12 protein-coding genes are annotated in these 12933 nt (G+C 71.6%); 6 read left to right on the forward strand and 6 right to left on the reverse strand.

What is annotated here, in order from left to right:
- The 5 genes from AB0B89_RS11905 to AB0B89_RS11925 all read right to left on the reverse strand — a co-directional run.
- On the reverse strand, nucleotides 1-626 hold a 626-nt coding region (locus AB0B89_RS11905), incomplete at its 3' end, for a pyridoxal-phosphate dependent enzyme (protein ID WP_358551339.1).
- A 92-nt stretch (nucleotides 627-718) separates the two neighbouring features.
- The gene (locus tag AB0B89_RS11910; protein WP_358551341.1) at nucleotides 719-1402 is read right to left on the reverse strand and encodes a hypothetical protein; all 684 of its coding nucleotides are present in this window, start codon (nucleotides 1400-1402) and stop codon (nucleotides 719-721) included.
- Nucleotides 1399-1971 carry an RNA polymerase sigma factor gene (locus tag AB0B89_RS11915; RefSeq protein ID WP_358551343.1) on the reverse strand — a complete coding sequence of 191 codons (573 nt, stop codon included), beginning with the start codon at nucleotides 1969-1971 and terminating at the stop codon, nucleotides 1399-1401. The genes AB0B89_RS11910 and AB0B89_RS11915 overlap by 4 nt, the downstream gene beginning before the upstream one ends.
- A 96-nt stretch (nucleotides 1972-2067) precedes the next feature.
- Nucleotides 2068-3117, reverse strand: coding sequence for an ROK family protein (locus AB0B89_RS11920; RefSeq protein ID WP_358551345.1), 1050 nt, complete (start codon nucleotides 3115-3117; stop codon nucleotides 2068-2070).
- Nucleotides 3118-3148: 31 nt separating this feature from the next.
- Entirely contained in the window at nucleotides 3149-4369 is a 1221-nt protein-coding gene (locus tag AB0B89_RS11925) for an FIST N-terminal domain-containing protein (protein ID WP_358551347.1), read from the reverse strand.
- 170 nt (nucleotides 4370-4539) lie between these two features.
- Between AB0B89_RS11925 and AB0B89_RS11930 the strand changes: the two genes are divergently transcribed.
- The 4 genes from AB0B89_RS11930 to AB0B89_RS11945 all read left to right on the forward strand — a co-directional run bounded on the left by AB0B89_RS11930 (nucleotide 4540) and on the right by AB0B89_RS11945 (nucleotide 8952).
- On the forward strand, nucleotides 4540-6018 hold the full coding sequence (locus tag AB0B89_RS11930; protein WP_358551349.1) for a sigma 54-interacting transcriptional regulator: 1479 nt from the start codon (nucleotides 4540-4542) through the stop codon (nucleotides 6016-6018).
- 120 nt (nucleotides 6019-6138) lie between these two features.
- Complete coding sequence (locus tag AB0B89_RS11935; protein WP_358551351.1) at nucleotides 6139-8097, forward strand: hypothetical protein; 1959 nt, start codon at nucleotides 6139-6141, stop codon at nucleotides 8095-8097.
- Nucleotides 8098-8290: 193 nt separating this feature from the next.
- A complete protein-coding gene (locus AB0B89_RS11940) occupies nucleotides 8291-8443 on the forward strand; it encodes a hypothetical protein (RefSeq protein ID WP_358551353.1) in 153 nt (50 codons plus the stop codon).
- Between the two features lie 74 nt (nucleotides 8444-8517).
- On the forward strand, nucleotides 8518-8952 hold the full coding sequence (locus AB0B89_RS11945; protein WP_358551355.1) for a hypothetical protein: 435 nt from the start codon (nucleotides 8518-8520) through the stop codon (nucleotides 8950-8952).
- A gap of 16 nt (nucleotides 8953-8968) precedes the next feature.
- Here the strand turns inward: AB0B89_RS11945 and AB0B89_RS11950 are convergent, their stop codons facing one another.
- Entirely contained in the window at nucleotides 8969-10111 is a 1143-nt protein-coding gene (locus tag AB0B89_RS11950) for a cystathionine gamma-synthase (protein ID WP_358551357.1), read from the reverse strand.
- Nucleotides 10112-10320: 209 nt separating this feature from the next.
- Between AB0B89_RS11950 and AB0B89_RS11955 the strand changes: the two genes are divergently transcribed.
- The gene (locus AB0B89_RS11955) at nucleotides 10321-11583 is read left to right on the forward strand and encodes an MMPL family transporter (RefSeq protein ID WP_358551359.1); all 1263 of its coding nucleotides are present in this window, start codon (nucleotides 10321-10323) and stop codon (nucleotides 11581-11583) included.
- 93 nt (nucleotides 11584-11676) lie between these two features.
- A complete protein-coding gene (locus tag AB0B89_RS11960) occupies nucleotides 11677-12837 on the forward strand; it encodes a histidine kinase (RefSeq protein ID WP_358551361.1) in 1161 nt (386 codons plus the stop codon).
- Nucleotides 12838-12933: the final 96 nt, after the last annotated feature.

Here is a 12933-nt window from a genome sequence, read left to right on the forward strand (position 1 = left end):
GGCGATGGGTGGTGACATGAACCCACCGGTACCCGACGAGGGAGCCAAGCTGCTACGGCTCCGCCCGCCGCGAGCCCGCCGCCGCCGACCGCGAGCGTGATCGTGCCGACGTCGGGGAGCTGGTCGAGGATCTCCAGCCCGACGGTGCCCTGACCGGCCACGACGTCGGGGTGGTCGAAGGGGTGGATGAAGACGGCCCCGGTCTCCTCGGCGTGCTCCTTGGCCGCCGCCAGCGCGTGGTCGACGGTCGTCCCCGCGAAGATCACGTCGGCGCCGTACGCGCGGGTGGCCTCGACCTTGGGCAGCGGCGCCCCCTGCGGCATGAACACCGTGGACTTGCAGCCCAGCAGCCCCGAGGCCAGAGCCACCCCCTGGGCGTGGTTGCCCGCGCTCGCCGCGACCACGCCCCGGGAGCGCTCCTCGTCGGTCAGCCTGGCGATGCGCACGTACGCGCCCCTGACCTTGAACGAGCCGGCCCGCTGGAGGTTCTCGCACTTGAGGTAGACCGGGCCGCCGATCAGCTCCGACAGGACCCGCGAATGCAACAACGGCGTGCGGATGACCACGTTGTCGAGCAAGTCACGGGCGGCGACCACATCGTCATAGGTCACCTCAGGGTGGGCCATGCCCGAAGTCTCCCACTCATCGCCTGCCCACACGCTCACCGGCCCACCATCAGTCCGGCGGCTGGGGACTCCCCTACCGACCGGCCCGTCGGTCAGCTGCCCGGCGGCACGGCGTCCCCGACGTCGAACGCCCCCGGGTCGTCCACGAGCCTGCACGGGTTGACGGGCCCATCCGTCAGCATGCCGCTGAACTGCCAGGCGACGCCGGGGTCGCGGACCGTCGGCTCCTTCGGGTTCTCCGCGATCTGGAGCACCACGGTCTGGCCGGGCTCGACGTACCGGGGATAGATCGTGATGCCGTTCCGCATCCGTATGGCCTTCCCGGAAGGCGAACTGGCGAGTTTCTCCCGGATCTTCGCCCGTACGGCGGGATCCTTGCTCAGAAGCTCCTCCTTGGTCGGCATGTTCGCCTGGTCTGCGTCCAGGGGACGGAACCCGGGCCTCTCACACCGCTTGCCCAACGGCATGTACGTGACATCTGCCCGCACACCCGCTGCGGCCAGTTCGTCTTCGACGCCCTCCGGGTCCCGGAACTCGCGGATCGTGAGGGTGACCGAGCCGTCGGGGTTCTTGGTCACCGCGTAGGCGGCGGTACCGGTCCCGGTCACCAGTGGCACGGCGATCGCCGCGGCCGCGGCGATCGCGGTCACCGCGGCCGTCGCCAGGAGCCTGCGGCCTGTGTTCCGGCGCGGAGCGGGGGCACGCCCCTGCGGTGCCCTGCCGGCCATCTCCGTCCTGAGCTCCGCGAGCAACCTGTCCTCGAATGTGTCGTTCATCTGATTCCTTCCATCACCAGGGGCGGTACGACACCGGGAACCTGCTGGAGTGAGCGCCTGGCACGATGGAGCCTGACGCGGGCGGTGCCCTGCCGGATGCCGAGGGCGGCGGCGGCCTCCGAGACGGTGAGCTGGTCGACCACGACCAGCTCCAGCAGCGCCCGCTCGCTTTCCGGCAGGCCGGTCATGGCCTGGAGAGCACGGCGGGCCGGGCTCTCCGCGTCGATCCGATCTTCCAGACGGGCCACGTCATCGGCCTCCAGCAGTCGGCGACCGGCGATACGGCCGCCCGCTCGCAGCTCGCGCGCGGCCCGCCGCCGCTCGGCCAGCAGGGTGTTCCGCGCCACGCCGTACAGCCACGCGATCTCGCTCCCCCGTCCCGGCCGGTAGGTGTGCGCGGAGTCGAGGACGGCGAGGAAGACCTCCGCGACGAGGTCCGCGACCGTGTGGGGATCGTCGACCCGGCGGGCCAGGAAACGCGTCATTTCGTCGAAGTGGCGCCGGTAGAAGGCTTCGAAAGCGCCGGGGTCATCGGCGATCCCCGCCAACCCCGGTTGTCTGAGGCGCACCTGCTTCGCTCCCTTCGTCGTCCGAGTGCTTACACCCTGCTTGGACGAAGAGAAACAAACCGTTACATCGGGACTTGCCGTGCCTTAAGTGAGCTTTCAGTGAGCGGTCCAGTAGTGGTCGGGGGCGAGGATGAGGGCGGCGGCGCCGATCAGGCCGGCGTCCTGGCCCAGCTGGGCGGGGACGACGCGGACGCGCCCGGCGAAGCCCATACGGGCGTGCGCCCGCAGGGCCTCTTCGAGCGGGTCGAACAGCAGCGGGCCCGCCTGCGAGAGGCCGCCGCCGATGGTCACGATGTCGAGGTCGCACAGGTGGGTGGCCGAGGCGATGGCGATGCCGAGCGCCCGTCCCGCGCGGGTCATCGCGCTCCGGGCGATCTCGTCCCCGGCGGCGGCGTCCGCCGACAGCCGCCGTCCGCTCGCCTCGGCCGCCTCGACGTACGTCCCGGCCAGGCGGGCGCCCGTCCGAGGGCCCTCCGTGTCTGTGGCCGAGGCCCGGCCGGTGGCCCCGCCGGGGGTCCAGCCCTGTTCCAGGGCCCAAGCGGCGAGGCCGGGACCCCGGGCGACGGCCTCCAGGCAGCCTCGTCCCCCGCAGCCGCACGTGGGGCCGTCCGGGTCCACGACGACGTGGCCGATGTGCCCGGCGTTGCCCGTGCCGCCGTCGATCAACCGGCCGCCGAGGATCAGGCCGCCGCCGACGCCCGTCGAGACGACCATGCCGAGCATGTCGTCGCTGCCCCGGCCGGCCCCACGCCAGTGCTCGGCCACGGCCAGGCAGATCGCGTCGTTGTGGACCCGCACGGGCACGCCGGAGAACCGCTCGCCCAGCCGCTCGCGCAAGGGGAAATCGCGCCAGCCCGGCATGTTGAGCGGAGAGACGACGCCCTCGGGCCAGGCCATCGGGCCGCCGCACCCGGCCCCCACGCCGATCACCTCATGCCCGGGCCGGCGTTCCAGCACGGAGTCGACCAGCCCGGCCAGGGCCTTCCACAGCGTGGGCGCGTCTCCCCCGGGCGGGGTGGCCATCCGGCCGGCTACGACGATCTCCCCGGTGGGGTCGACCAGCGCGGCGGCCAGCTTGGTGCCGCCGACATCGACCGCCACCACGACGCCCGGGTCACGCGCCACCGACCCCGCCACGCCTCCCATGCCTCCAAGGATCACATGCCGTAGGGGCGGCTCAGACTCCGCGGGCGGCCTTCTGGCCTCCGTCGGAGCCGTCGTGGGTGGCGCCGCTGGAGAAGACGAGGATCGAGGCCGAGAAGCCGTGCACGTGGTTGTGGCCCGCCACGGGGCCGACCTCGCCGGCGGCGAAGAACCCCGCCATGCCGATCGGGCCCAGGGTGTCGTGGAGCGCGAGCGCGTCGTGGTCGGGGCTGCCGAACATGGCCGAGCCCCTGCCGTTGCAGGAGAACAGCAGCGCGCCGTCGATGTGCCCGCGCTGCTCGACGTGGGCGTCCAGCAGTTCGTACAGATCTTCGTCGGCCGTGGCGGCGTCGCGGACCTGGAAGCGGACGCTCTGCCCGATGTCGAGCACGTCGCCGACCGCCACGGCCTCGCGCTCGGGGTCGATGCCGAGGATGCCGCGAATCAGGAAGTCGCCCCGCTCGTGGCTCTCGGCGTACTCGTCCATCGCGACGCCGATCTGCAGGCCCGAGGCGACCAGTTCCCGGTCCTCCTCGTCGAGGCCGCTGACGATGTCCTCCAGGCGGGCGAGCGCGGGCTGCCCGGCCAGCTCCAGCAGGAGGTTCTCCTCGGAGCGGGTGACGACCATGGTGGGGCCGATGGGACGGCAACCCTGGCTGACGACGGTGCTGACGTTGACGGGGCCGCTCAGCATCACGCCGATCGCCCCTTCTGTGTACATCTCACCGCCCGCGAACAGGCGGACCGAGCCCTGGCCCCGCATCCCGTTGGCCAGCCCGCCCACCAGCGGAAGGTTCCCGAGGACGTCGGCCGAGTGCTCCACGAAGGCGTCGGTGGGGAAGCTGTACGGATCGGCCAGCAGTATCGCCACCTGGTCGTCGGCGCCCCGGTCGGGCAGGCCGATGATCACGAAGCGGTCCTCCATGCGGAGGGTCTCCAGCGCGAAGGTCGTGACCCGCCCGCCGCCGAGGCTCGCGGCCCAGGCGCTGACCGCCGAGGTCAGCTCGACGCCCTGGCTGTCGCCGATCACACCGGTGGCGCTGCACCCGATGACCTGGGCCCCGGGCGCCATGCGCATCGCGCGAAGCCCGGCGCGGGCCACGTCCTCGGGGTCCTCACCACAGATGAAGAAGCACACCAGGTCGGGCGGCCCCGACAGGCCGGAGAGGGCCTGGCGCACCGCGGTCTCCGCGGCCACCACCAGGTCGGAGCCCACGGCGAGACCGTCCGCGAACCGGCTCGTCAGCACTGCCACACGCCTCGCCTCCTCTGTTCCGTCGCGAGTCGTAGTGTCGGCCATTTGCCCCTCTTGGCCGGATTCTCCCCACTACGGGAGTAACGACGCGCGCATAGCGTCACGCAATGGTCAAGATCCGAAATGTGTATAAGCTGCCGCATCCTCCCCGCGCGACGTAGTCTCGTCCCGTGCATGAATCGCCCACACCGCGAAGTGAAACGCCGCTAGCTCGCACTCTCCGCGACCTGCGCGAAAGTGGACACACCTATCGCACGGTCAAAGCGGAGATCCGCGAAAACCTGCTCGACAGATTACGCTCAGGCACGCCGAGATTCCCGGGCATCGTCGGATTCGACGACACCGTGCTCCCCCACCTTGAGCGGGCCCTGCTGGCGGGCCACGACCTGGTGCTGCTTGGCGAGCGCGGCCAGGGCAAGACCCGGCTCATCCGTACGATCACCCGCCTGCTCGACGAGTGGACCCCGGTGGTCGACGGCTGCGAGATCAACGATCATCCGTACGCCCCCGCGTGCGTCCGCTGCGTGAAGCTCGCGGCCGAGCGGGGCGAGGAGCTGGAGATCGCCTGGAAGCACCGCGACGACCGGTACGGCGAGAAGCTCGCCACGCCGGACACCTCGGTCGGCGACCTGATCGGCGACGTCGACCCGATCAAGATCGCGGAAGGCCGCACGCTCGGCGACCCGGAGACCGTCCACTACGGCCTGGTGCCCCGCACCAACCGGGGCGTCTTCTCGGTCAACGAGCTGCCCGACCTGGCCGAGCGCATCCAGGTGTCGCTGCTCAACGTGCTGGAGGAGCGCGACATCCAGGTACGCGGCTACAACCTGCGGCTGCCCCTGGACCTCCTGCTGATCGCCAGCGCGAACCCCGAGGACTACACCAACCGGGGACGGATCATCACCCCGCTGAAGGACCGGTTCGGGGCCGAGATCCGCACTCACTATCCGCTGACCCTGGAGGACGAGCTCGACCTGATCCGCCAGGAGGCCGCGCTCAACTGGCGGGGCCAGGAGGCTGCCGGCGCCCAGGACGGCGGGGCGGGCGAGCCCGAGGGGCTGAGCGCCGAGCTGCCCGAGCACCTCGTGGAGACCATCGCCAGGTTCACCCGCCTGGTCCGCGAGTCGACGGCCGTGGACTCGCGCTCGGGCGTCTCGGCCCGCTTCGCCATCGCCGCCGCCGAGACGGCCGCCGCCTCGGCCGTACGGCGGGCGGCCCTGACCGGCGAGGAGCGCCCGGTGACCCGGGTGTGCGACCTGCCCGGCATCGTCCCCACGCTGCGCGGCAAGGTGGAGTTCGAGGTGAGCGAGGAGGGCCGCGAGGTCGAGGTGCTCGCCCACCTGCTGCGCCGGGCCACCGCGGAGACCTTCCGCGGCGCCCTGGGCGGCCTGGACCTGTCGGCGCTGCTGGACAAGTTCAGCGAGGGCGTCCAGATCGAGTCCGGTGAGCTGACGCCGGCCACCGAGCTGCTCCAGCAGATCGGTCCCGTCAACGGCCTCTCCAAGATCATGTCCGCCGTGGGCATGGGCGAGGGCGACGAGTCCCCCGGGCACGCCGCCGCCGCGCTGGAGTTCGCCCTCGAAGGGCTCTATCTCATGCGGCGCCTGTCCAAGGACGAGGTCGACGGAGGCGCCGTCTACCGCACCTGAGCCCGGCCCCGCCGAAACCGGGACCGAAGGCGGCCCCCTGCCGGTGAGCCGCCTTCGGTCCCACCCGGCGGGCTTGGCGTTCCTCGCACATCGGACACACGACGATTAGGCTCACAAAAGATGAGTGGCTACCGATACGGCGAGTACCAGGACGGGCCCGATCCGCTGGCGCCGCCGTACGACGTGCGCGCCGCGCTCGACGAGATGGGCGACGCGATCCTGTCGGGTTCCAGCCCGATGGACTCCCTCAAGGACCTGCTCAGGCGGGGTCTGCCCGGCGCCCAGGACCGGCGCGGCCTCGATGAGCTGCTGCGCGAGGTCCGCAAGCGCCGCCGCGAACTGCGGGAACGCGGCAGCCTCGACGGCACGCTCGAACGCGCCCGCGCCCTTCTGGACAAGGCGATCGGCCAGGAGCGGGCCGAGCTGTTCCCCGACCCCTCCGACGAGGCGCGGCTGCGCGAGTCGGAGCTCGACGGGGTGCCGAGCGACACCGCCAGCGCGGTCCAGCAGCTGAGCACGTACGAGTGGCGTTCGCCGGCCGCCCGCCAGACGTTCGAGGAACTGCGCGCCCTGCTGCGCAGGGAGGTCCTCGACAGCCGGTTCCGCGGCATGCGGGAGGCCCTGGCCAATCCCGATCCCGAGACGATGGAACGGGTCCGGCAGATGATGTCGGACTTGAACGACATGCTGGACCGCGATGCCCGCGGCGAGCACACCCCAGAAGATTTCCACCAGTTCATGCAGAAGCATGGGGAATTCTTTCCGGAGAATCCCCGCAATCTCGAAGAGCTGGTCGACATCCTGGCCCGCAGGTCCGCCGCGGCCCAGCGGATGCTCGCCTCCATGACCCCCGAACAGCGCCAGGAGCTTCAGGGCCTGATCGACCAGACGCTGGAGCAGGCGGGCCTGGGCGAGCAGATGTCCCGCCTGGGTGAGGCCCTGTACGCCCGCCGTCCCGACCTCGCCTGGGACACCCCCGAGCGGATGAACGGCGACCGGCCCCTCGGCATGGGGGACGCCGTCAGCGCCCTGGAGGAGCTCGCCGACCTCGGCCGCCTGGAGGAGGCGCTCCGCCAGGACTATCCCGGAGCCCGGCTCGACGACATCGACGAGTCGGCGATCCGCCGCGCCCTCGGCCGGTCGGCCGTCGACGACCTGGAGGCGCTCAAGCGGATCGAGCGCGAGCTGGAGGAGCAGGGATACCTCCGGCGGCAGCGCGGCAAGCTGGAGCTCACGCCGAAGGCCGTGCGCCGGCTCGGGGAGACCGCCCTTCGCAGGGTCTTCGACTCGCTGGACGCCGGTCGCCGCGGCGACCACGACCAGCGTGACGCGGGAGCCGCCGGCGAGCTCACCGGCTCCTCGCGCCCGTGGCGCTTCGGCGACGAGCAGCCCCTCGACGTGGTGCGCACCCTGGTCAACGGCGTGCGGAGGGGCGGCCAGGCGAACGGCGACGGCCGGGTCTCGCTGTCGGTGGACGACTTCGAGGTGGCCGAGACCGAACGCAGGACGGCGGCGGCGGTGTGCCTGCTGGTCGACCTGTCGTACTCCATGGCTCTGCGCGGCACCTGGGCGCCCGCCAAGCAGACGGCGCTCGCCCTGCAGGCGCTGGTCGCCTCCAAGTTCCCGGGGGACGCCGTCCAGATCATCGGCTTCTCCAATTACGCCCGTGTGCTGCAGGCCGAGGAGCTGGCCGGGCTCGAATGGGACATGGTCCAGGGCACCAACCTGCACCACGCGCTGCTGATCGCCGGCCGCCACCTCGACCGGCACCCCGACTTCGAGCCCGTGGTGCTCGTCGTCACCGACGGCGAGCCGACCGCCCACCTCATGCGAAACGGCCGTTCCTGGTTCGAGTGGCCGCCCTCGCGCGAGACGCTGGAGCTCACGCTGGCGGAGGTCGACAAGATGACCCGCCGCCGGGCGACGATCAACGTGTTCATGCTGGCCACCGACGAGCGGCTCAAGGAGTTCGTGGACGAGGTGGCCAGGCGCAACGGCGGCCGGGTCTTCTCCCCGAGCGCCGACCGGCTCGGCGAGTACGTCGTCAGCGACTTCCTCCGGTCCCGCCGCACCCGCTGAGACAACCGGGTCTGAATAGCGTTTTGCGGGGGTATGTCCATCTTCCGGCGCGCTTTTCAGTAAAGGACATTCAATACGCTTTGTCGAACCGGGCGTTAATCGGTTGCCGATTCATATGCGATCTCGGAGGATATTCATAAAGGGTGATTGACCCGCGGTCCCCGAGGCCCGCCCGCCACGAAAGGAGGGTGCCATGTTCGCGGCGGTCGCGCTCCTCCTTCTCATGATCTTCACGGTGACGATGTTCGAGGTCACCGTGAACAACCGGCACCGGTCGCCGAAGCCGCCCGTCACCGAGACCCCCGAGGAGACGGCGCAGGAGGCGACGGACATCCCGAAACCATGAGCCACCGCTCATGATTTCGTACGGTTGTCCGGCGGCCGTTCCCCGCTGATCACGGAGACGATAGCCTCAGCGGCATGTCGTTTCTCGACAAGCTCCTGCTGTGGCTGCACATCGGCTTCGCGATCTTCGCGATCGGGCCGCTGACCGCCGCCACCATGTTCACCCCGCGATACATCCGGGCCAGAGACGCGAGCGTGCTGCGTTACCTGCACCGCAGCACGCGCATCTTCGGCATCCTCACCCTCGGCGTCTTCCTGTTCGGCCTCGCCCTGGCCGGCTCCCACATCGGCAAGCCGTACCTGTCGGTGTCGATGACGCTGTTCATCGTCGCGGCGGTGCTGCTGGTCATCATCGATCGTGACCAGAGCACCGCCGTTCGCGTGCTCTCCAACGAGACGCCCGAAGACGACGCCAAGGTGCAGACCGGCCGCATCGCCACCCTCTCGTCGATCATGGCCCTCATCTGGCTCGTGATCCTCGTGCTGATGGTGTGGTTCAACCCCACCTGAGTGCGCCGGCCCTCCCCTAGGAGCCCAGAGCCTGCCTGAGGTCGCCGAGCAGGTCGCTGGCGGTCTCGATGCCCACCGACAGGCGGATCAGGTCGGAGGGCACCTCCAGGGCCGTTCCGGCGACCGAGGCGTGGGTCATGCGGCCCGGGTGCTCGATCAGCGACTCGACGCCCCCGAGCGACTCGCCGAGGGTGAACAGCTTCGTGCGGTCGCAGATTTCGAGCGCCTCGGCCTCACCGCCCGCGACGCGGAACGACACGATGCCGCCGAACCGCCTCATCTGCTTGGCGGCCACCTCGTGGCCGGGGTGCCTGGAGAGCCCCGGGTAGAACACCTCGATGACCCGCGGGTGCGAGAGCAGCATGTCGACGACCTGCTCGGCGTTGTCGCAGTGGCGCTCCATGCGCAGGGCGAGCGTCTTGATGCCGCGCACCGTCAGCCACGCGTCGAACGGGCCCGCGACGGCTCCCATGGCGTTCTGGTGGTAGGCCAGCTCGTCACCGAGGCCGCGGTCGCGGGTGATCAGCGCCCCGCCGACCACGTCGGAGTGCCCCCCGATGTACTTGGTGGTGGAGTGGACCACCACGTCGGCGCCCAGCGCCAGCGGCTGCTGGAGGTACGGCGAGGCGAAGGTGTTGTCCACCAGCAGGAGCGCGTCCGCCTGGTGGGCGATGGAGGCCAGGGCCTCGATGTCGGCGATGCCCAGCAGCGGGTTGGTCGGGGTCTCCACCCAGATCGCCCTGGTGTCGGGACGTACGGCCGCGCGCACCGCGTCCACGTCGCCGAGCGGCACCGGGTCGTAGTGCAGCCCCCACCGCGAGAGGACCTTGGCGAACAGCCGGTACGTGCCGCCGTAGGCGTCGTCCGGGATGATCACGTGGTCGCCCGGCCTGCACACCGTGCGCAGCAGGGTGTCCTCGGCGGCGAGGCCCGACGCGAAGGCCAGCCCGCGCGTCCCGCCCTCGATCGCCGCCAGCAACTCCTCCAGCGAGTTCCTGGTGGGGTTGGCCGAGCGGCTGTACTCATATCCGGCCCGCAGCCCGCCGACACCGTCCTGCTTGTACGTGGACACGGCGTAAATGGGAGGCACGACCGCACCGGTGTGCGGGTCGGGCTCCTGGCCTGCGTGGATGGCCAAAGTCTCGAAACCTTCAATCATGGCTCCACGCTATCGCCCTCCCGGAGGAGGAAACCGCGCCGCCGTACTACGGCGGAAGGACGAGGCGGGGATCAGCCCGACGTCCGATGGCAGCGCCTCGCGCCCCCGCTTACCGTCGGCTGGGGACCCCCTTCCCGGCTGGACCTCAGGCACGGCCCCCACGGAGGCCACCGGGCGCCCGCGACGTGCTCACGACGGGACCACGGCGAATGCTCGACGTCATCGGCAGGCTCACGACCCGCCACGCGTGGTGGGTGCTCGCCTTCTGGACGGCCGTGCTCGCCGCGGCCCTGGTGGCCCGGCCCGGCACGCTCCCCGGGGTCTCCGGCGTCCCCGGCGGCTATGGCGGCTACGGCGGCTACGGCGAGTACGGCCCGCTGCCGCCCGACGCCTCCGGAGCCTTCGGGGCCGGCGTGGCGCTCCTCGCGCTCCTGGCCTTCCTCCGCTCCCCCGCCGCGACGCTGACGGCCGTGCTGGCGGCCCTCGCCGTCCACAGCCTGTCCGCCGTGGCGATCGCGGCCCTCGGCCTGCCCGCCCCGCCGGGCCTGTTCGCCTACGGCACGACGACGGCGTGCGCGACCATGCTGATCCACCGGTTCAGGGAGCGCCTGGCCTCGGGCGACGGGCCCGTACACGCGGTACGCACCTCGTTGGACCAGGCGGGGAGGGTGATCGCCACGGCGGGCGCGGCATGGATCGCCTCCTGCGGCGCGTTGCCCCTCGGCGCCTACCCGCCCGGCTTCGGCCCGGCGCTCGCCCTCACGGCCTCGGTGCAGTTGCTCGTCGTGCTCACGTTGCTCCCCGCCGTGCTGGCCGTGCTGGGGTCCCGGCTGGCGTGGCCCTCACGACGGCGCCGCACCGGACGGCCGGCGGCGAGGTTCGGGCTGGCCGTCGCCGCCCACCCCGGCACCTGGACGGCCCTGGCGGCGGGGCTCATCGTCGCGATGGGGGCGATCGGGCCGGTGCTGGTGCCCTCCCCCCTCCCCGTGCCTGTCATGGCCGTCGCCGGGGTGCTGGTCGCGCTCGTCCTCGCGCTGGTGCTCCGGAGTCTGATCTCCCCCGTCTACCTCACGGCGGGAGCGCTGCTGGTCGCGTGGGCGTCGGGCACGGCCGCCGCCCCGTCGGGCGACCAGATCGCCGTGTTCATGTTCGTGCTGGTCGTCAGCGTCACCACCGCGCTGCTCGTGCTCGCCCGCGTGCGCGAGACGGCCCGTACCGGCCGTGACCCTCGCACCTGCTCGGCGCTGGCGACCAAGTACGCGGCTCCGCCCGCCCTCGCCGCCCTGCTGGCCGCCGGAACGCTCACCGCGACCGTCTACGACGTGCTGTCCGGCGTGTGCCTGGTCGCGGGGGGCGCGGCGCTCTCACTGGTGGTGGTCCCGGGGCTCACCGCGATGCTCGGCGCTCGCGCATGGTGGCCCGACGCCGCCCCGGCCCCCTCCGTGCGCCGTACGGACGCTCACCTGGCCTGAGCGGCCGCCCGGCGGTGGCTCGGGGGCGGCTCGGGGGCGGCTCGGCCGAATGGCCGATTCTTTACTACGGCGACCGGATTACCCTCGACGTCCGTGAGGGACACCCATCGGCTCGTGTACTGGATTCAGCGACTCAGCGAGATCGCTCTGGTCGGCTGGCTTGGGCTGCTCCTCCTCGTCGAAACGGCGGTCGATGTCCCGATGGGCCAGTCGCGGTTCGCGGCGCCGCTGTGCGGGCTCCTCGGCATCGGGGCGTACCTGCTGCGCCACCGGTTCCGCGTCCAGGGCATGGTCCTGCTCATGGCGATGTCCGCCGTGGTGTCGCTGTTCGCCGGCGTCTTCCACTGGTCGGGCCCCCCCGGCTTCGCCGAGGCCGGAGCGCTGCTTCTCGTCACGGTCGGGGCCCTGCGCTGGGTCACGCCTCTCCGGTTCGCCGTGCTGCTCTCGCTGCTGTCGATGGTCACCCTCGAACTGGCCGCGGGCCTGCGTACCGAGAAGTCGTCGGCCATCGCCTTCGGCTTCCTGTTCTTCGTCGCCTGGGCTGTGGCCATGGGCATCGGCAGCTACCTTCGCTACCAGCGAGAACACCGCCAGGAGACGGTGAACGCCGTACGAAGGGCCGAACGGCTGGAGCTCGCCAGGGAATTGCACGACCTGGTCGCTCACCACATCACCGGCATCGTGGTGCAGGCGCAGGCGGCGAAGACGGTGGCCGCGCGGAAGCCCGAGGCCGTCGTACCCTCGCTCGACGCGATCGCCACCGCGGGGGCGGACGCGCTGACCTCCATGCGCCGCCTGGTCGGGGTGCTCCGCGCCGGCGACGACGCGTCCCGCAACGCGGGCACCACGCTCACCGACCTGCGTGTGCTCGTCGAGAGGTTCTCGGCGAGCGGCCCCCCGGTCGCCTTAGGCATAGGTCAGGGCCTCACCGAGTCCGCGCTGGCTCCCGAGGTGCTCACCACCCTGCACCGCGTCCTGCAGGAGTCCCTCACGAACGTACGGCGGCACGCGCCCGGCACCGGCTGGGTGGAGGCCGACCTGAGGCCGGTGGAACGAGGGGTGCTGCTGCGGGTGCGCAACCACAGATCGCCGTCCGACCCGCGCGTCGCCAGGCTGGGCGGCGGGTTCGGCCTGGTCGGCATGGCCGAGCGGGTCAAGGCCCTCGGCGGCGACCTCGTCGCGGGACCCACCCCCGAGGGGGGCTGGGAGGTCCGCGCTTGGTTCCCCGCCGACCACGAGCCGGCCCGCCTCTGAACCCGGGTGCCGTGCCTTCGTTCCGGCCCCGCACCCGGCCTCAGATCTTCACAAGAGGGTGTGCGCCCTAGACGCTCGCCGCGCTCGCGAGGCTGT

Origin of the sequence: Sphaerisporangium sp. NPDC049002 (assembly GCF_040649355.1) — a bacterium.
In the GTDB taxonomy this organism is placed as follows: domain Bacteria; phylum Actinomycetota; class Actinomycetes; order Streptosporangiales; family Streptosporangiaceae; genus Sphaerisporangium.